Below are 17473 nucleotides of genomic sequence, written 5' to 3'. Positions count from 1 at the left end.
GAAAGTCCGGGATGTTTTTTGCGATGAATGTCTTTAATGTCTTCCGTTCTCAGATTGGCCATAAGATTTCCGTTCTTGCAATAGCATGAACTGTTTATTCATAACATTTGCGTTTGCCATCTCGCAGTATTCTGGCAGCACGTCAATGCCCACTGAATTTCTGTGTAGCTCCTTCGCAACCTCGAGGGTTGTGCCTGAACCCATAAATGGATCAAGCACCCAGTCTTCCTCATCGGTAAAAAGTTTGATGAACCATTCAGGCAATGCTTTTGGGAAAGCAGCGCTATGATTTTTATTTCCGCATTCTGTGGCCAAATGAAGAACATTCGTTGGATAGGCTTTGTTTCTGGATAGCCAATTCGCGATGTTTTTTCCGAAACCGCTGCCGACTTGAGAGTCGTAGCGCACAACGTCATTTTTACCCAGGGTTTTCAGTCTGGTGTCAGCCCAATCTCCCATCGGCACCATCACCGCCGTCTGATTCATCTTAAATTTCTTGGCCTTAGTAAAATGCAGGCAACGCTCCCAAGCATCTCGAAAACGATTTGGCCATTTTCCCGGGTAGCAGTTTTTCTTATGCCATATATACTCTTCAGTCCATAGCCAGCCTTGCTTACGCAACGCAAGGATCAATTCCAAAACAAAGGTATGTCTTTCGCCGTTTTCGGCTTTTTCCTTGATATTGAGCACAAAAGAACCTGTGGGCTTCAGCACGCGAAAGAATTGCTCGGAACGGACCAAAAACCAATCGACATATTTCTCCGGGCTTACTCCGCCATAGGTATGCGTCCGGCGGTCCGCGTAGGGTGGGGACGTGACAATAAGGTCGAACCTGGAATCCTTATATTCACGCAGGATTTCAGCACAATCGCCTTGATGAATCTCCGCAATAAATCTCATCGCCACGTCCTCATCAAAGAGGATTTTACTCCGTTATTGGGGGTTGACGAAGATGCCAATCCGTCGCCTGCTGGTACTGGTGCGCGACGTTGAGCATTTTCGCTTCGGCAAAATAATTGCCGACGATGTGCAGTCCGACGGGCCGGCTGTTGTCGCCGAAGCCGCAAGGGATGGACATCGCCGGCAGCCCGGCGAGATTCGCCGCGATGGTGTAGATGTCGGAGAGATACATCTCCACCGGGTTTGCCGCTTTGGCGCCGAGCTCAAAAGCGACGGTCGGACTGGTCGGCCCCATGACGATGTCGCATTTCTTGAATGCGTCGGCATAATCCCGGGCGATCAGCCGGCGCAGCTTCTGCGCCTTGAGGTAATACGCGTCGTAATAGCCATGCGACAGCACGTAGGTTCCGATTAATATCCGGCGCTTAACTTCCGCGCCGAAACCCTGGGAGCGGGTTTTTTTGTACATGTCGAGCAGGTCGCTGTATCGCGGTGCGCGGTAGCCGTAGCGCACGCCGTCATAGCGCGAAAGATTGCTCGATGCTTCCGCCGGCGCCAGCACGTAATACACCGGAATGGAAAGCCGGGTGTTGGGCAAAGAAATCCCGACCGTGGCGGCGCCAAGCTTTTTGTATTCGGCGATTGCCGCCTCCACCGCGCGCGCCACATCTTTGCTCAAGCCTTCGGCAAAATATTCCCTGGGCAGACCGATCTTCAAGCCGGCCAGCGGCCTAGCCAAATCGCGGGTGTAATCTTCCCGGGGCCGGTTGAGGCTGGTGGAATCGCGGGCATCAAATCCCGCTACCACGTTGAGCATGAGCGCCAGGTCTTCCGCGCTTTTCGCCAGCGGCCCGCCCTGATCCAGGCTGGAAGCAAACGCAATCATGCCGTAGCGCGAGACCATGCCGTAGGTCGGCTTGATGCCGGAAATCCCGGTGAGCGCTGCCGGCTGGCGGATCGAGCCGCCGGTATCGGTGCCGGTCGCGACCGGCGCCATGCGCGCTGCAACCGCCGCAGCCGAACCACCCGAGCTTCCTCCCGGCACCGTTCTCACGTCCCACGGGTTCTTCACCGGCCCATAATAAGAAGTTTCGTTACTTGACCCCATGGCGAATTCGTCCATGTTGGTTTTGCCTAAAGTGACCATCCCCGCCTCTCTGCAGCGCTCTATAACATGCGCATCGTAGGGCGCAACAAAGTTGGAGAGAATTTTCGAACCGCAAGTGGTCAGCCAGCCTTTGGCGCAAAAGATGTCCTTGTGCGCAATCGGTATGCCGGTGAGCGGCTGCGCCCGGCTTTGAGCAATCCGCACGTCCGCGGCTCGCGCTTCCCTCAGGCTCACTTCCTCGTTCAGCGTGATAAACGCGTTCAATTCAGGATTGAGTTTCGCGGCGCGCGAGAGAAATTCGCGGGTGAGTTCGACGCTGGATATTTTTTTCGCGGCCAGCAGGCCGGACAATTGTTTTAAACTGGAGTTAAGCATTCGGAAAATTCAAGTAAATGAAGTGAAGGAGTGAGTCGCGCTGCGCGCGGTGAAGCAAGTGGCTGAGGTGTTCTCTATTCACTTCTTCACTCTTTCACCTCATTCACTCATCATTCGATTACTTTCGGCACCAGATACAAGCCTGCTTCCACTTGCGGGGCGACGGACTGGAACAGCTCGCGCTGGTCGGACTCGGTCACCGCATCTTCGCGCAACCTCAGTACCACATCCTGGGCGTGCGCCATCGGTTCGATGCCGCTGGTGTCGACCGCCTGTATTTCTTCAATCAGCGCGAAAATTCCGGAAAGCTGCTTGAGCACCGTGGCCGCCTCGGGCTCAGAGACCTCGAGGCGCGCAAGGTGCGCAATGCGCTTTACATCATCCAGGGAAAGCGGCATGGTTCAGAACGTTTTGAGTCAGATTGGGGGCGGGCCGGCAGGCGCTCCGAAAAACCGGCCTCAGGGAGCTTTAAACCTGCGAGCATAAAAGGTATTATAACTTATTTGACTGGCGCACCTCACCCTAGAAAACGGAACTTTGACATGCTTGGATTCCTAAAAGGTTACTTTTCCAATGATCTGGCGATTGACCTCGGCACCGCCAACACCCTGATTTACGTCCGCGGCAAGGGCATCGTCTTGAATGAACCCTCGGTCGTGGCCATACGCCAGGACAGGGGGCCCAACGGCAAGAAAGTCATCCAGGAAGTCGGACTGGCGGCCAAGCAGATGCTCGGCCGCACCCCCGGAAACATTACCGCCGTCCGGCCGATGAAGGACGGCGTGATCGCCGATTTCACCATCACCGAGCAGATGCTCAAGCATTTCATCAAGAAGGTGCATGACTCGCGGCTGTTCAGCCCCTCCCCGCGCATCATCATCTGCGTGCCGTGCGGCTCGACCCAGGTGGAACGCCGGGCGATCCGCGAATCGGCGATTGGCGCCGGCGCCAGCAAGGTTTACCTGATTGAAGAGCCGATGGCGGCAGCCATCGGCGCGGATCTGCCGGTGGCCGAAGCAACTGGCTCGATGGTGGTAGACATCGGCGGCGGCACCACCGAAGTCGGCGTGATTTCCCTTGGCGGCATCGTCTACGCCAATTCGGTGCGGGTGGGCGGGGACAAATTTGACGAAGCCATCATCAACTACATCCGCCGCAACTACGGCATGTTGATCGGGGAGACCACCGCCGAAAATATCAAGAAGGAAATCGGTTCCGCCTTCCCCGGCAGCGAAGTGCGCGAGATGGAAGTGAAAGGGCGCAACCTCGCCGAAGGCATCCCGCGCAGCTTCACCATTTCCAGCAACGAAATCCTGGAAGCACTTACCGATCCGCTCAACAGCATCGTCAGCGCGGTCAAGTCCGCGCTGGAGCAGACGCCGCCCGAGCTTGGCGCAGACATCGCGGAAAAAGGCATGGTGTTGGCCGGCGGCAGCGCGCTGCTGCGCGACATCGACCGGCTGCTGATGGAGGAAACCGGCTTGCCGGTGATTGTCGCCGACGATCCGCTGACCTGCGTGGTGCGCGGCTGTGGACGGGCGCTGGAGAAAATGGACAAGCTCGGCAATATTTTCACAGATGACTGATGGACTTCGGCATTCGGCGTTCAGCATGTCGGCGGCATCATGATGGGGCTGAAAGCTGATAACTGAAGGCTGATTCATGGACACCCAGCTTCCGCCATTTTTCAAACGCGGTCCCAGTCCTTTTATCCGCCTGGTGATTTTCACTCTGTTGTCCCTGCTGCTTCTCTCCACCGACGCCCGCTTCAAGTACCTCGATGCGGTGCGCGCCGCACTTTCGGTACTCATCTACCCGCTGCAAAAGCTCGGCACCACGCCGGGCTATCTGCTCGGGCAGGCCGGTGATTTCTTTGCCACCCAATCCTATCTTACGGCCGAGAATGCCCGATTAAACGAGAAGAACCTCGCCAATGCAGCGATGCTGCAGCGTTACCAGGCGCTGCAGGAAGAAAACAACCACTTGCGGCGGCTGCTGAATACCCGCGATCGCTTTCAGGGCAATGCCGCGCTGGCGGAAATCCTCTACACCGGCCGCGATTTGTTTTCACGCCGCATCGTCATTGACAAGGGCATGCAAAGCAGCATCAAGCCGGGGCAAGCGGTGGTCGACGATATCGGAGTCATCGGCCAGGTCACGCGGGTTTACCCTTTCGTGAGCGAAGTGACGCTAATTACCGACAAGGAGCAGACGGTTCCGGTGGAAGTGGCGCGCAACGGCCTGCGCGCGGTGCTGTTCGGCGCCGGCGAACCGGGCGAACTCGAACTGCGCTACATGCCGGTCAACGTGGAAATCCAGAACGGCGATGAGCTGGTGACTTCGGGAATCGATGGCTTGTATCCGCGCGGCCTGCCGGTCGCGGTAGTGACCAAAATCGAGCGCAACAGCGCGTACGCATTCGCCCGCATCAGCTGCATCCCGAAAGCGGGCGTGGACCGCCACCACCAGATATTGGTGCTCACGCTGGAGCCAAAAATAGCGGACAATCCATTGGGGCAGCCCGCGCCGCTATCTGCAGGCAAAAGCAAAAAGAAGAGGTTCAACTGATGTCAGTACCCGCCGCCCGAGCCCATGAAATTCTTTCGCCGGTCAAGCCGGGCTTGATCGCCGTGTCACTGATTGCGGCGCTGTTTTTTAACCTACTGCCGTGGCCGGGCGTGATGCTTTTTGTGCGCCCCGATTTCGTCGCGCTCACCCTGCTCTACTGGTGCATTCACCGGCCGCACAAGGTCGGTTTCTGGACGGCGTGGTTCATGGGATTATTGATGGATATCGCTGACGGCGCGGTGTTCGGCCAGCACGCGCTCGCTTACGCGCTGCTCGCTTATCTCGCCATCCTGCTGCATCGCCGCGTGCTGATGTTCGGGTTGCGCAAGCAGATCTGGCATGTTTTGCCGGTATTGCTGCTGACCCAGATGGCCATACTCCTCATCAACATTTATAGCGGTGCGAATTTCATCGGCTGGGGGATTTTCCTGAGCAGCATCACCGGCGCGTTGTTGTGGCCAGCACTTTCGATATTGCTTTTGCTTCCGCAGCGCCCCAAGCCCGATCCTGAAGAGATATGAGCCGCAGCGTCGAGCTCAAGGATCATCAGCGCGAGCTCCTTTATTTTAAGCTGCGGCTCGCGATTGCGGCGGGCTTCGTGCTGTTTTTTTTCTTTCTGCTGTTTGGCCGTTTTTTTTACCTGCAAGTCATTCAGCACGAGCACTACCACACGCTCGCCGAAAACAACCGCATTTCCGTGGTGCCCATCGTCCCCAACCGCGGGCTGATTCTCGACCGCAACGGCGCGGTACTGGCGCACAATTATTCCGCCTACACATTGGAAATCACGCCGTCCAGGGTGGACAACCTCGAAGCGCTCATCAATCAGCTCGCCACGCTGGTGGAAATCACACCGAAGGACCGCAAGCGTTTTAGGAAACTTCTCGAGGAAAGCAAGAATTTCGAAAGCCTTCCGATCCGCACCCGCCTGAATGACGTGGAGGTCGCGCGCTTCGCAGTGAACCGCTACCGCTTCCCCGGCGTGGAAATCAAGGCGCGCCTGTTCCGGCATTATCCGCTCGGCGAAAGGGCCTCGCACGTCATCGGCTACATCAGCCGCATTAACGACGACGACCTCGAGTGGCTGGAGGAGCAGGGCATGCTTCCCAATTACCGCGGCTCGGATTACATCGGCAAGACCGGCATCGAGCAAAGCTATGAAATGGAATTGCACGGCCGGGCCGGGTTCGAGCAGGTGGAAATCGATGCCGGCGGGCGGGCCGTGCGCACGCTCGATCGCACGCCGCCGATTTCCGGAAACAATCTGCTGCTTTCGCTGGATGCGCGGCTGCAGGAGTTTGCGGAGAAAGCTTTCGGCAACTATCGGGGCGCGCTGGTGGCGATTGAGCCCGCGAGCGGCGGGATCCTCGCTTTGATCAGCAAGCCGGGTTTTGATCCGAACCTCTTCGTCGACGGCATCGATCCGCAAAATTGGGATGCGCTCAACGGTTCCCCGGACAAGCCGCTCACCAATCGCGCGATGCATGGGCAATATCCGCCCGGCTCGACCTTCAAGCCATTCATGGCGCTGGCCGGACTTGAGCTCAACAAGCGCTCGCCGCAATACACCATCTATGATCCGGGCTATTTCACTCTTCCCGGCAGCACTCACCGCTACCGCGACTGGAAAGCCGGCGGCCATGGCATCGTCGATTTGCACAAGTCGCTGGTGATTTCATGCGACAGTTATTACTACGGCCTCGCCAACGAATTGGGCATCGACAACATTCATTCCTTCATTAGCCAGTTCGGCCTGGGCAGCAAGACCGGCATCGACATCGAAGGCGAAGCGGCCGGCATTCTACCGTCGCAGGAATGGAAGCAAAATCGCTACCGGGAAAAATGGTTCGCGGGCGACACCGTGTCCGTCGGCATCGGCCAGGGCTACAACCTGGTGACGCCCCTGCAGCTCGCCAACGCCACCGCGATTCTCGCCAACAACGGCATTGCCTTCCGCCCGCATCTGGTGCACAACATACAGAACGGCAAGACCGGGCAGTTGCGCGGCGTTTCCAATAAAGTGTCCTATGCACTCAACCTCAAACAGTCGAATCTGGAGCTGGTGAAAAAAGCGCTGATCGACGTCATGCGTCCCGGCGGCACTGCGGCGCGCGCCGGTGCCGAAAGCTTGTACCCGATTGCCGGCAAGACCGGGACTGCGCAGGTCATCGCCTTAAAGCAAAACGAAAAATACGATGAGAGCAAGGTGGCGGAGCGTCAGCGCGATCATGCGCTGTTCATCGCCTACGCGCCGGCGGACAAGCCGCAGATTGCGCTGGCGGTACTAGTGGAAAATGGCGGCCACGGCGCCTCCACTGCGGCGCCGCTCGCCCGCCAGGTGCTGGATTTTTATCTGCTCGGCAAACGCCCGCAAAGCCCTCTGCCCAAACTGGACAAAAAGGACGAAGCCAATGATTAAACGCTTGTGGCATCATCTCACCGCGCATATTGATGGTTTTCTCCTCGCTACGGTGTGCGTGCTGATGCTGCTCGGACTGTTCGTGCTCTATAGTGCCACCGGGCAAAACTTAAGCCGCGTCAGCAACCAGCTTGTCAGCATGCTGATCGCGCTCGCGCTGATGTGGGCGATTGCCAAGATGCCGCCGCATTACCTGATGCGCCTGTCTCTGCCGATGTATGTTATAGGCATGGTGCTCCTGATTTGCGTGGCGCTGTTCGGCGATGTGGTGAACGGCGCGCGGCGTTGGCTGCATGTGGGCGTGACCCGCATCCAGCCTTCCGAGCTGATGAAAATCGCGGTGCCGTTGATGCTCGCCTGGTATTTCGACAAGCACGAAACGGCGCTGAAACTCCAGAATTACGTGGTGGCGATCTTGTCGCTGCTGGTGCCGGTAGCGCTGATTGCGCGCCAGCCGGATCTCGGCACCGCCATACTTATCACCGCCTCCGGCTTTTATGTGCTGTTTCTCGCGGGCTTGAGCTGGCGCATCATGCTCGGCTTTCTCGCGCTGGGGCTGGCGAGTCTGCCGGTGCTGTGGTCAGTGATGCACGACTACCAGCGGCAGCGCATTCTCACATTGTTCGATCCTTCCACCGATCCGCTGGGCGCGGGCTATCACACCATTCAATCCAACATTGCGCTCGGTTCGGGCGGCGTAACCGGCAAGGGCTGGCTGAACGGCACGCAGTCGCACCTGGAGTTCCTGCCGGAACGCCACACTGATTTCATTTTCGCCGTGTTCGGCGAGGAATTTGGCCTGCTCGGCAACCTGTTGCTGCTGTTCCTGTACGCATTGGTGATCGGCAGGGGACTGGTTATCGCCAGCAATGCCTCGACGTTCTTTACGCGATTAATGGCGGGGGCAATCACGCTCACGTTTTTTACCTACGCCTTCGTCAACATGGGCATGGTAAGCGGCATCCTGCCGGTGGTCGGCGTGCCGCTGCCACTCCTGAGCTACGGCGGCACTTCGCTGGTGACAATCTGCCTGGGCTTTGGTATTTTGATGAGCATCCAGGCGCACCAGAAATTGGTCAAATCGTGAGGAGTGAAGGTGAGGGGTGAAGAGAAGAACGCATCGCACGCTTGGCCCCGCTTAATTCTTTTTCTTCTTATTTCCTTCGCTCTCGCCGCTTGCGGCAGCTCTCCCAAACGCGCTTCCGAATCCGCCGCCGGCAAAACCGGCAAAGGCTATTACCTCGACGACGGCCCGGGCGATAATCCGCCGCCCAATCTCGATTTGCTGCCCGACGCTAAACCACGGGCAGAGCCGCTCAACAAGTACGCCAACCGTCCTTACACCGTACTCGGCAAAACCTTTGTTCCCGAGACCCGGCTTGTCCCTTACAAGGCGCGTGGCATCGCTTCCTGGTACGGCAGAAAATTCCACGGCCAGAAAACCTCCTCGGGAGAACCCTACGACATGTACGCCATGACCGCGGCGCATCCCACGCTGCCGATACCGAGCTATGCGCGGGTCACCAGCCTCAGGAACAGCAAGTCGGTGATCGTACGCATCAATGACCGCGGGCCGTTTTATGCCGGCCGCGTCATCGATCTTTCCTACGCCGCTGCATACAAGCTGGGAATCACTGCTCTGGGCAGCAGCTGGGTAGAAGTGGAAAGCGTGATGCCCGGCATGGAAACGCTGGTGGCGCAAGCGCCGAAGCCGGTCGAACCCGCTGCGCCGCCGCCCGCTCCCGCCCAAGTGTTGCCGGCGGCGGCGGATAGCAGCGGCATCTACTTGCAGCTCGGCGCGTTCAGCTCACAGGGCAACGCGGAACAGTTTCTCGCGCGGCTGCGCTCGCAGCTTGCTGGCTTAAGCGAAACGCTCTCGATCTTCACCAGGGACGGCCTGTTCCGGGTGCACGCAGGCCCTTACGCCAACCGCAATGATGCACAGCAGGCCGCGGAAAAAATCGGTGAGGCGCTCGGCTTCAAGCCGCTGCTACTGGTGCGCTAGCTATTTCGTACGAACGGTAAAACGGTAGTCGCCCTGTGTGATATGGCCGTCCTTGGAAAGCACGCGCCAGTAAACCCGGTACACACCGACTGGCAATGGCAGCATGCTGGCTTTGAGCAAACTCGGGTTGGCCGGATCGACCTCCGCTTTCCCGCGACTGACCTGGTTTTCGTGCCCATCCACCACGCGCAAACTGCACAGCCCGGGCTCAAGCTCGGCATCGAACCAGATTTGCACCAAGTCAGGTGAATGTTCAACCACGCTTCCCGCAGCCGGCTCTTCGCGCTGGGGCATGGCATGGCTTACGGCCGCTGCGGTCCACCCGGCAAGCAGCATGGCTGCCACGACCTGAAAGACATTCTTCATATGCGGTTAACGAAACAGCGGCCGCCCCACGCTTTGCGGGAACAGATCGTCAATGAAGAAATGCATCTGGAACAACACGCCGACATAGTTTCCCGTTCTTTGGTTGACGGGGATCTGCGCCTCGAGCCCGAGTTGAACATGCTTGCCGAACCAGATGATGCCCGGATTCACCGTACCGGTGGTTTGTCCTTTGCAGTCTGCGTTGAGGCAAGTACTGAGGGCGAGCTCCACCACGGGGATCATCCGGCTAAACGGCTCTTTGAGCCCGATATCCTTCACGAAGGATTGCAGATATTGAAGATTGTATTGGAAAGTGAGCCCCCAGTTTAAACTTGTCGGGTTGCGCTCGATGTCCTGGTCGATATCTCCGGTAACGGGATCCATGGTGGTTGTCACATTGGTCTTGCGCGTCGGGAAGCTGGGGCCAATAGCGCCTGTGATTGCAACAGGCTTGAGGTACCTGAATGATTCGGGGAGGTCACCCAAACCCTTGCCAAAAAAGAAGGTCGGGAAAGCGTCGAAAACGACTCGGCGCCCACGCTGCGGCTGCCCGTGCGACCGAGCTCGGCGTCGAGCCCGACGGAAAGGATGGCCTCGTGAACCTCGCTTGTGAAAAACTGATATTTGGCGCCCACCTCAAGGTTTGCGAAGCCGTTTTTGCTTCCGCCTTCATTCGGTTTCAGGTGTTGGTACGTCTCGCCCAGCTCGAACCCGAAGTTTGGCGTGATGCGCTTTGAGTAAGCAATCGAGAACTCATTGGTCACCTGGTCAGGCTCCCGAATGTGATTGGTCAGAAATGTCAGCTCGTCGGAAATAAAAGGATCGTCCACCGCCAGTGTGGTGGGAAAGAATCGCTTGCCGGCGAAACCATGAGCCCAAGCTTCGGTCGCGGCAAGCAGGAAAAAAGTTGTCAAGAACAAAAACCCCCGCTCCAACACCTGCATTTTGTTCCTCCCTAAACGAATAGAAAATGGAACCACGCCAAGCCGCGCACAACGCGCGAGACTCGGCGAGCTTTTGGCCTGGCCGCCCGCCGAAATCAGGCTAGGACTACGGGAGGAGCTCGGGAATGTTGCGGGGAGTAATAGGGCGCCGGCTCAACGCTGTGCGGAACAGCGCGGGGCGGTGGTTCCACCGCCATTGCGGAGAGCGGCAAATGCGGCGCGGCCAGCGTGAGCGCCTGAACCGATGCCGCGTCCAGACAAAACGAGCAATAAATCCCGTTTGCCCCGGATTTTGTGTGGCCGGAATGCTGGTGCTCTGCCGAGTTGTGCGCCGCCGTGTGAACGCTGGCGATGTTCGTCAAAACTTCCGCGTTGCCGTAGAAGCGCAACGCCGCAAGCGCGGGTGAAATTGCGCTGAACACCAGCGCGAACAGCACGATACGGCGGACGAGTTGGCGGGTTGGGCAAGGCATGGTCTGGTAGGTTATTTTTTTCGAATGAGGGTTGCCATCTTGTGCACCTCCATCACCCGGCACAGGGCGAGGATCATTTCGTTGGCGCCGGTGATAGTAATGTTTTTGCCGCCCTGCTTCAAACTGGCGAGGATATTGAGGAACATTCCGCAGCTGACAAAATCCATGCGGCTCACATCCGACATGTCGATATTCACGTCCTGCCGCTGCGTGGCATATCCAGTGATGCCTTGCAATTGCGGATCGGTGGAGCCGACCACCTCGCCGTGCATGGCATAGTTCTCCGGGTCGGCTTCAGGTGCTGCCGGCGCGGGTTCCGGGCTGTCTTTTCCTGCAAGCGCCTGCTCTTGTGGCAAAGGTTCCCACGAGGGCGGCGAGACTTCAAACTTCACCGCGTATTGCAAAGCCAGGTCCTCGAACTCCGTCTGCATGCCTTTCACTTGATACAGTTCTAGCAACAGTATTTGCTGCTCTCGTTCGGAAACCGGATTGGTTGCGCTTTGTATCATTTGCACCAGGTGGCCAAGGCCGATAATCGCAATGCGGTGCCCGCTCTTGCGGATGTTGCGCAAGGTTTGCAGCAGCAGCACGCACCCCGTGGGTGCAACACTTTCAATTTCGCTGAAATCCAGGTGCAACTGATCCGTGTTTTCGGCAATTCTCGCTATCTCATCGAACTGCGACCCGGAAGCTGCGTTCAACTCCCCGGACAAGGCAAAGGTGCCGTCTTGCTGGGCGAGCGCGGAGCTTGCCGCCTTGATTTCGCGCCAGGCGGGCGGCGAGCGCTCGAACTTGACTACAAATTTCAGCGCCAACTCCTCGAATTCCTTCTGCATCCCCTTTGCTGGTAAAGATCGAACAGCATCAGCCAGGCTTCGAGGTCGGGTGCGCCCGCCTTGACTGTGGTTAACAATAACTCGTAAGCCAGCTCGGTCAGGTTGTTGGCATAGAGTAACGCCGCTTCTTCAGCCGCAGCGGAAAGCTCGCTGGTTCTATCAAGGACTTCCATTTCGGTGTCGGTGCCGAACTCGGTTTTAGCGGCTCGAGAGCCGGCCTTGTCCTTCTTCGCGCCTGAGGTGCGATCAGACCTGCCCTCCTCCTGATCTTTCTTGCGAAAAAATGGAAAAACCACTTGCCACCTTAGTTCTAGTGATTTCGTGAGAATGGGGATGTTGGGCGGGCGATACTGCAGTTGAATTTTATAACACCAACCGGATCCTCGCAATTAGACCAGAAAATCATTGCGGGTCGCTTTTAAATCCGGGTTGTTTCCCCCTGCAACAAATAAAACACGATACCCAGTGCGGCGAGCGCCCAAACGATCACTGCTCCCGATGGCAAATCGAACAGGGCGGATAATACGAGACCGAGGGCGTAACCCGCCGCGCCAAGCGCATAACCCGCGGCCAGCCGCAGGCGCGCGTAATTGCGTGCGGCCAAAGCAGGAATAATCAGGCTGGCAAACACCAGATAAATGCCCACCAGCTGCACAGAGGCAGTGACCGAAACGGCAAACAGCAGATAGAAACCGGTGCGCCCGAGTTTTTGTTCGAACCTGAACCACAGGATGCAAATCACGGCAGTCAATACCGCCACCGGAATCAGTTGCGCGAAGCTCACCCATAGAATCTGGCCGACCAGCAAATCCTTCAGATGCTCCCCGCCATGCGGATTGTTGGCGAGCAGCAGAATGCCGCCGGTGGCGGCGAGCACGAACAGCACGCCAATTAGCGCCTCCTGTACTTCCGGCCAGCGCCGCTCGGTCCAGGTCAATAGCAGCGCGCCGAATAGCGCCGCGCTCACCGCAGCAAGCTGCACCGCCCAACCTTGCGGTTCAAAACCCATGAAATCCGCGGCAATCACGCCCATTCCCGCAATTTGCGCAATCGCCAGATCAATGAACACGATGCCGCGCTTCAAAACCTGAATGCCGAGCGGCACATGGGTAGCAAGCACCAGCAGGCCCGCGAGGAACGCCGGAGCAAGTATGCTGAAATCGAGCGCGCTGAAGTTCATTTCGCCGCTTGTAGTAAACGTTGAATAGTGTCGTCAAACAAGCCGAACAAGTCTTTCGCTTTGTCGCTTCCGCCTACGGTGAAAGGTAATACGACGGCGGGGATCTTGGCGCGGCTTGCCAGCGATTCGGAGGGCCGGGTATCCTGAAACGGCGTACGCAGTATCATTTTCGCCGGGTCGCGCTGCATGTTGGAAAAGAGCTCCGCCAGATGCCCCGCGGTCGGCGGTAAACCGGGCTTGGGCTCCAGGTTACCGACTTCGCGCATACCAAGCCAGTGGATGAGATAAGTCATGTCTTTGTGATGGGTAATGACCGGCAGCCCTTTGAGCGGCGCTCCTTCCTGTTCCCAGCGCTGAATCGCCGCTTGCCAGCGTTCTTGAAACGCCTTGCCGCGGGCTTGGTAGGTTGCCGTGTTCACAGAATCGAGTTGCGATAGCCGATCAGTGATCACCTCTGCCACTCTGGCGATGTTGCGTGGGTCGAGATCAATATGCGGATTGCCTGCCGGGTGAATGTCGCCTTGCGCGCGGTCAAGCAGCTTGGGGACTTCGAGCTTCAGCACGAAATTCGATGCTTCCAGATAGCCCGGCGTTCCAGGCTGGATTTTGCCATTGCCTGACTGCGTCAGCAAAAGCGGTAACCAGCCGATTTCAAGCTCCGCGCCAGTGCAAATCAGCAAATCGGCGCTGCGCGCCTTGGCAATCAGACTGGGGCGCGCTTCGATATGGTGCGCGTCCTGCAAGGCAGTGGTCGCGCTATAAACGCTCACTTTGTCACCGCCCAGTTCCCACGCCAGTGCTCCCCACTCAGGCTCGCAGGCAAACACATTGAGAGCGGCCGGAGCCGCTTGGCTTAAGCTGGACAGCAACGCCAAGGCCAAAAATTCAAACCACTTGTTCATTTGGATATCCTTTCGTAGTCATGCCTTCGGACTAAAACTTATGCGCACCATGCGTGCCCAGGCTGTAGATGTATTGCAGCAACAGCTGGTTGTCCTCAACTCCATCAGGCCGGGACTCGTCACGGGCGTACTGCAGCCGGATGCGGGAAAATTCGCTGGGACTGTAGTCGAACATCATCGTATTGCGCCTGGAAGTGTGGCTCGCCAGGGCGGGAAAGTCCTGCGGCGTAAGGGTGCCATTTAGCACCTGTGCGATGTTGACCGTTCCCGCCTGCAACTGATCATGGCGCAAGCCCACCCGCCAACGCGGCGCAAATTGATAGACACCCTGCAGATACCAGCCGCTCTGGTTCGAACTGTATGCGCCCGCAACCGGCATCCCGAGCAAGCCCATGCCGTTCACGTCGAAATTAAGTGTTCCGGTTTCGATGCGGTGCAGGTACTCACCCTGCAACTTGAAGTTGGTAACGGTGGAATTGCGGTTGGGCGCCCACTTCAAGACGAAATCGGCAACCCACAAGCGACTGTCGCCGCTGAAGCTGTTCACCACCGCATTGCCCGCGGAATCGAGGTCATTAAATTGCCGGTCGCGCGGCGAAGTCCAGAGAGAGGAAACCCCGGCACGGTAGGCGTAACTGTCACCGATGTCCCCGCCCACATGGCCAAACAGGACTGCCGAGCCAATGCCGTTCTTGCCGCGATCGCTTCCCGGAAAGTTTTTGCCGCTCCCTGCTTCCGCACCCAGCTCGATGAACAAATCGGTGGGCGCGATCCATTTAAGCTGAAGTCCGTCGTCGCTGTAATTGCCGCGCGCACCGGTGCCTAGGAATGCCTGGTAAGCGAGCGGCGCATCGACAAAATCCCAGGCATGCTGGTGGATTTCGTTCAAATAACCGATGCCGGAAAAGAAGCGTCCGCCTTTGAGGGTAAGGCCGTTCGACAGCCCGAGCGTCTGGAAAAACGCTTCCTCGACATCCACGCTGTTGTCCGGCGTCAGGGCGACGGTGAGGTTGCCTCGGAAATACGGATCAATGTTGGCGGTGATATCCAATTCAGATTCACCGAGGCTGAAACCGCGCTTGCCCAAGCCTTCGCCTCCCGACGGGATAAAGCCGCCGATACGGAATGTGTTGGGATCTTTTGAAAAATTGTTGAAAGTGCCTTGCAAAATTACCGAGATCGCAGGATTGAATGCGTTCTCCGAAACGGGCCGGGCCGCGGCGGCCACAGCCGCAGTTTGCGCCTGGGCGGCGCTCGCTTCTGCCTGGGCGGCTTTGGCTTCCGCATCGTGCAAGCGCTTTTCCAGCGCCTCGATGCGCGTTTCGTAACTTTGCTTGAGCTGCTTGATTTCCTCACGTATGGCCTGCAGCTCCGCGTCATTGGCGGCGCGGGCCGCATGCGACAGACCAAGTGCTATGGCGGCCGAAAGCGCGGCCGCAATGAGCTTCATCATGATTTATTCCTCCGAACAAACACAACAACACAACCCGTGGCTTCAGGGTGCGCGAATTGTCAGCGGTTCAGAGGAAAGCGGGCGGGGCCCTGGAGGAAAAAGCGTGAAGAAGCGCAGTGAAAAAAGATTGCGGGATATCGCCGGCGAGCACCGCGCCGAAATCCGCCAGCAGCAAAATCGGATTGGCGGAATTTAGCGCACTGCCAAATTCGGCATAGGCAATGCACTTGTCGCACACCTTGGAATGGGGAAGCTGCCGCTCGTGCTGCGCCGGCGTTTGGGACGGGACATGCGTAACCGCGTGCAGCAGCGAGCCTTGCTGCGCGAAGAGCAACAAGGCCGCGAGGGCGGCGTAAAAACACTGTCGGAGCTTCATTTTTGCGCTTACTCTTTGCCGGTTCTGAGCACCGTCGGCAATTTTATACCGTTTTCCATGTTTTCCCAAGCCCGCGCAGCACTGTCAATTCGTGCCCAGCTGCAGTCCCACTCTTCGGCTCCTGCACCAGCCAACTCACCGGATTGACGCAGGGCAGCTGCATCACGCATCAATTATCATTCGCCGCCAAGCGCAGAGTTTGATAGGTCTTCATGTCACTCTCGTCGAAGGCGTTGGCGTTCGGTTGGCCGGTAGCCGCAGTTGGATTGGCGCCGAGCGTGATCGTGGTGCCCAGCCCGGCGTTGAGAAACGGTGGCCGAAAGCCCGCTTAAGCGCGGCAAAGCAAGCCTTTCAAATAAGCGCCTTCAGGAAAATTGAGCGCCACCGGATGATCGGGGGCTGCGGCAAACTGTTCGACGATTTGAGCGTCCACTCCGGCATCCAGCGCCGCGCCGGCGACGATTTTCTGAAAGAGTTCCGCCGATATTCCACCTGAACACGAAAATGTGGCAAGCAAGCCACCCGGGCGCAGCAGCTTGAAAGCGAGCAGGTTGATATCCTTGTAACCGCGCGCCGCGCGCTCGGAAAATTTTGCGGTCGGCGCGAATTTCGGCGGATCGAGAATAATCAGATCGAAGCGTTTGCTCCGGTCACGAAGCGTGCGCAAAACTTCAAATACATCGCCTTCGTGCAATTCAGCATTTTTCCGGGCCAATTGGTTAAGCTCGAGATTTTGCCGCGCCAGCGTAAGCGCATCCGCTGAAGCATCCACAGACATCACCGATTTCGCGCCGCCGGCAAGCGCATGGACGCTGAAGCCGCCGCTGTAGCAAAAACAGTCCAGCACTTCCTTGCCTTCTGCAAGTTCGCCTATGTGCGCACGGTTGCTGCGCTGATCGAGGTAAAAACCCGTTTTCTGCCCTGCCTGCACGTTTACCTGGAATTGTAACCGCCCTTCTCTGATTTTGATGACTTCAGACGGCGGCGAGCCGCGCAACACACCCATGCGTGGGGGCAAGCCTTCCAGTTGTCTGACTTCGGCATCCGAACGCTCGAAGACTCTCGTCGCGCCGGTCAATTCGATCAGAATATCGGCGCAGGTCTCGCGCCAGCGCTCGGCGCCCGCGCTCAAGGCTTGCAACACCAATGTGTCGCCGTAACAGTCAACAATTAAGCCGGGCAAACCATCCGATTCGCCATGCACCAGTCGCAGGGCATCAGTATCCTGAATCAGATTTTTTCGCGTCTCAAAGGCTCGGGCTAAACGGGAACGGAAAAATCCGGCATCAATGCGGCCTTGCTCTTGCCAATCCCACACCCGTGCCACGATTTGCGAGTGAGGACTGAAGGCGGCATGGGCGAGAAATTCCCCGTTGGATGAAACAATTTCTACGGTATCGCCCGCTTGTGGCAAATCTTGAATTTTTTCCACCGCGCCGGAGAAAATCCAGGGGTGACGGCGCAGCAGCGATTTCTCGCGCCCCGGCTTGAGAATAAGTTCGTTCATTGATCGTTGTGAGCCGCCATCGCCAAGGTACTCAGTTCGTCATTCTGAAGGTAAAACCCGA

The 17473-nt window shown here is 57.7% G+C and carries 20 protein-coding genes; 6 read left to right on the top strand and 14 right to left on the bottom strand.

The window, feature by feature from the left end:
- Positions 1 to 33: 33 nt before the first annotated feature.
- The 3 genes from VHE58_08035 to gatC all read right to left on the bottom strand — a co-directional run bounded on the left by VHE58_08035 (position 34) and on the right by gatC (position 2781).
- Positions 34 to 900, bottom strand: a complete 867-nt coding sequence (locus tag VHE58_08035) for a site-specific DNA-methyltransferase (protein HVS27229.1) — start codon at positions 898 to 900, stop codon at positions 34 to 36.
- A gap of 25 nt (positions 901 to 925) precedes the next feature.
- Positions 926 to 2383 (bottom strand): Asp-tRNA(Asn)/Glu-tRNA(Gln) amidotransferase subunit GatA, encoded by a 1458-nt coding sequence (gatA, locus tag VHE58_08030; protein ID HVS27228.1) that lies wholly within the window; start codon positions 2381 to 2383, stop codon positions 926 to 928.
- A 110-nt stretch (positions 2384 to 2493) separates the two neighbouring features.
- Positions 2494 to 2781: an Asp-tRNA(Asn)/Glu-tRNA(Gln) amidotransferase subunit GatC gene (gene gatC / locus VHE58_08025; GenBank protein HVS27227.1), complete on the bottom strand. Its 288-nt coding sequence runs from the start codon at positions 2779 to 2781 to the stop codon at positions 2494 to 2496.
- Between the two features lie 144 nt (positions 2782 to 2925).
- Here gatC and VHE58_08020 point away from each other — a divergent pair, with 144 nt between their 5' ends.
- From VHE58_08020 to VHE58_07995, 6 genes are all read left to right on the top strand, one after another.
- Positions 2926 to 3969, top strand: a complete 1044-nt coding sequence (locus VHE58_08020; protein HVS27226.1) for a rod shape-determining protein — start codon at positions 2926 to 2928, stop codon at positions 3967 to 3969.
- Positions 3970 to 4045: 76 nt separating this feature from the next.
- Positions 4046 to 4951: a rod shape-determining protein MreC gene (gene mreC, locus VHE58_08015; GenBank protein HVS27225.1), complete on the top strand. Its 906-nt coding sequence runs from the start codon at positions 4046 to 4048 to the stop codon at positions 4949 to 4951.
- Positions 4951 to 5472 carry a rod shape-determining protein MreD gene (gene mreD, locus VHE58_08010; protein ID HVS27224.1) on the top strand — a complete coding sequence of 174 codons (522 nt, stop codon included), beginning with the start codon at positions 4951 to 4953 and terminating at the stop codon, positions 5470 to 5472. The genes mreC and mreD overlap by 1 nt, the downstream gene beginning before the upstream one ends.
- On the top strand, positions 5469 to 7370 hold the full coding sequence (mrdA, locus tag VHE58_08005) for a penicillin-binding protein 2 (protein ID HVS27223.1): 1902 nt from the start codon (positions 5469 to 5471) through the stop codon (positions 7368 to 7370). Before mreD ends, mrdA begins: the two co-directional genes overlap by 4 nt.
- Positions 7363 to 8457 carry a rod shape-determining protein RodA gene (gene rodA, locus VHE58_08000; GenBank protein HVS27222.1) on the top strand — a complete coding sequence of 365 codons (1095 nt, stop codon included), beginning with the start codon at positions 7363 to 7365 and terminating at the stop codon, positions 8455 to 8457. The genes mrdA and rodA overlap by 8 nt, the downstream gene beginning before the upstream one ends.
- 9 nt (positions 8458 to 8466) lie before the next feature.
- On the top strand, positions 8467 to 9375 hold the full coding sequence (locus tag VHE58_07995; protein HVS27221.1) for a septal ring lytic transglycosylase RlpA family protein: 909 nt from the start codon (positions 8467 to 8469) through the stop codon (positions 9373 to 9375).
- Here VHE58_07995 and VHE58_07990 read toward each other — a convergent pair whose 3' ends face one another.
- The 11 genes from VHE58_07990 to VHE58_07940 form a co-directional block, all read right to left on the bottom strand.
- On the bottom strand, positions 9376 to 9741 hold the full coding sequence (locus VHE58_07990; protein HVS27220.1) for a copper resistance CopC family protein: 366 nt from the start codon (positions 9739 to 9741) through the stop codon (positions 9376 to 9378). It abuts the gene before it with no gap.
- A gap of 6 nt (positions 9742 to 9747) precedes the next feature.
- Entirely contained in the window at positions 9748 to 10125 is a 378-nt protein-coding gene (locus VHE58_07985) for a hypothetical protein (GenBank protein ID HVS27219.1), read from the bottom strand.
- 8 nt (positions 10126 to 10133) lie between these two features.
- Positions 10134 to 10685, bottom strand: coding sequence for a hypothetical protein (locus VHE58_07980; GenBank protein HVS27218.1), 552 nt, complete (start codon positions 10683 to 10685; stop codon positions 10134 to 10136).
- Between the two features lie 95 nt (positions 10686 to 10780).
- Positions 10781 to 11158 (bottom strand): DUF2946 family protein, encoded by a 378-nt coding sequence (locus VHE58_07975; GenBank protein ID HVS27217.1) that lies wholly within the window; start codon positions 11156 to 11158, stop codon positions 10781 to 10783.
- 11 nt (positions 11159 to 11169) lie between these two features.
- On the bottom strand, positions 11170 to 11994 hold the full coding sequence (locus VHE58_07970; GenBank protein ID HVS27216.1) for an STAS domain-containing protein: 825 nt from the start codon (positions 11992 to 11994) through the stop codon (positions 11170 to 11172).
- A complete protein-coding gene (locus tag VHE58_07965; GenBank protein ID HVS27215.1) occupies positions 11964 to 12290 on the bottom strand; it encodes a hypothetical protein in 327 nt (108 codons plus the stop codon). Before VHE58_07965 ends, VHE58_07970 begins: the two co-directional genes overlap by 31 nt.
- 122 nt (positions 12291 to 12412) lie before the next feature.
- Positions 12413 to 13174, bottom strand: coding sequence for a metal ABC transporter permease (locus VHE58_07960; GenBank protein HVS27214.1), 762 nt, complete (start codon positions 13172 to 13174; stop codon positions 12413 to 12415).
- Positions 13171 to 14076 (bottom strand): zinc ABC transporter substrate-binding protein, encoded by a 906-nt coding sequence (locus VHE58_07955; GenBank protein ID HVS27213.1) that lies wholly within the window; start codon positions 14074 to 14076, stop codon positions 13171 to 13173. The genes VHE58_07960 and VHE58_07955 overlap by 4 nt, the downstream gene beginning before the upstream one ends.
- A gap of 31 nt (positions 14077 to 14107) precedes the next feature.
- A complete protein-coding gene (locus VHE58_07950; GenBank protein ID HVS27212.1) occupies positions 14108 to 15529 on the bottom strand; it encodes a hypothetical protein in 1422 nt (473 codons plus the stop codon).
- 67 nt (positions 15530 to 15596) lie between these two features.
- A complete protein-coding gene (locus tag VHE58_07945; protein ID HVS27211.1) occupies positions 15597 to 15905 on the bottom strand; it encodes a hypothetical protein in 309 nt (102 codons plus the stop codon).
- A 328-nt stretch (positions 15906 to 16233) separates the two neighbouring features.
- Positions 16234 to 17412 carry a class I SAM-dependent rRNA methyltransferase gene (locus VHE58_07940; protein ID HVS27210.1) on the bottom strand — a complete coding sequence of 393 codons (1179 nt, stop codon included), beginning with the start codon at positions 17410 to 17412 and terminating at the stop codon, positions 16234 to 16236.
- Between the last annotated feature and the right edge of the window lie 61 nt (positions 17413 to 17473).

The sequence above is a fragment of the Burkholderiales bacterium genome (assembly GCA_035543335.1).
Lineage (GTDB): Bacteria > Pseudomonadota > Gammaproteobacteria > Burkholderiales > JAHFRG01 > JAHFRG01.
This window is presented reverse-complemented; position numbering and strand designations above follow the sequence as displayed.

Excerpts from the sequence above, each read along its gene's own strand:
- VHE58_07950 (HVS27212.1), bottom strand. The coding sequence starts at position 15,529 with ATGATGAAGCTCATTGCGGCCGCGCTTTCGGCCGCCATAGCACTTGGT.
- VHE58_07980 (HVS27218.1), bottom strand. The coding sequence starts at position 10,685 with ATGCAGGTGTTGGAGCGGGGGTTTTTGTTCTTGACAACTTTTTTCCTG.
- VHE58_07960 (HVS27214.1), bottom strand. The coding sequence starts at position 13,174 with ATGAACTTCAGCGCGCTCGATTTCAGCATACTTGCTCCGGCGTTCCTC.
- VHE58_07970 (HVS27216.1), bottom strand. The coding sequence starts at position 11,994 with ATGCAGAAGGAATTCGAGGAGTTGGCGCTGAAATTTGTAGTCAAGTTC.
- mrdA (HVS27223.1), top strand. The coding sequence starts at position 5,469 with ATGAGCCGCAGCGTCGAGCTCAAGGATCATCAGCGCGAGCTCCTTTAT.
- rodA (HVS27222.1), top strand. The coding sequence starts at position 7,363 with ATGATTAAACGCTTGTGGCATCATCTCACCGCGCATATTGATGGTTTT.
- gatA (HVS27228.1), bottom strand. The coding sequence starts at position 2,383 with ATGCTTAACTCCAGTTTAAAACAATTGTCCGGCCTGCTGGCCGCGAAA.
- VHE58_08035 (HVS27229.1), bottom strand. The coding sequence starts at position 900 with ATGAGATTTATTGCGGAGATTCATCAAGGCGATTGTGCTGAAATCCTG.
- mreC (HVS27225.1), top strand. The coding sequence starts at position 4,046 with ATGGACACCCAGCTTCCGCCATTTTTCAAACGCGGTCCCAGTCCTTTT.
- VHE58_08020 (HVS27226.1), top strand. The coding sequence starts at position 2,926 with ATGCTTGGATTCCTAAAAGGTTACTTTTCCAATGATCTGGCGATTGAC.
- mreD (HVS27224.1), top strand. The coding sequence starts at position 4,951 with ATGTCAGTACCCGCCGCCCGAGCCCATGAAATTCTTTCGCCGGTCAAG.
- VHE58_07990 (HVS27220.1), bottom strand. The coding sequence starts at position 9,741 with ATGAAGAATGTCTTTCAGGTCGTGGCAGCCATGCTGCTTGCCGGGTGG.
- VHE58_07945 (HVS27211.1), bottom strand. The coding sequence starts at position 15,905 with ATGAAGCTCCGACAGTGTTTTTACGCCGCCCTCGCGGCCTTGTTGCTC.
- VHE58_07955 (HVS27213.1), bottom strand. The coding sequence starts at position 14,076 with ATGAACAAGTGGTTTGAATTTTTGGCCTTGGCGTTGCTGTCCAGCTTA.
- VHE58_07975 (HVS27217.1), bottom strand. The coding sequence starts at position 11,158 with ATGCCTTGCCCAACCCGCCAACTCGTCCGCCGTATCGTGCTGTTCGCG.
- VHE58_07985 (HVS27219.1), bottom strand. The coding sequence starts at position 10,125 with ATGGATCCCGTTACCGGAGATATCGACCAGGACATCGAGCGCAACCCG.
- VHE58_07940 (HVS27210.1), bottom strand. The coding sequence starts at position 17,412 with ATGAACGAACTTATTCTCAAGCCGGGGCGCGAGAAATCGCTGCTGCGC.
- gatC (HVS27227.1), bottom strand. The coding sequence starts at position 2,781 with ATGCCGCTTTCCCTGGATGATGTAAAGCGCATTGCGCACCTTGCGCGC.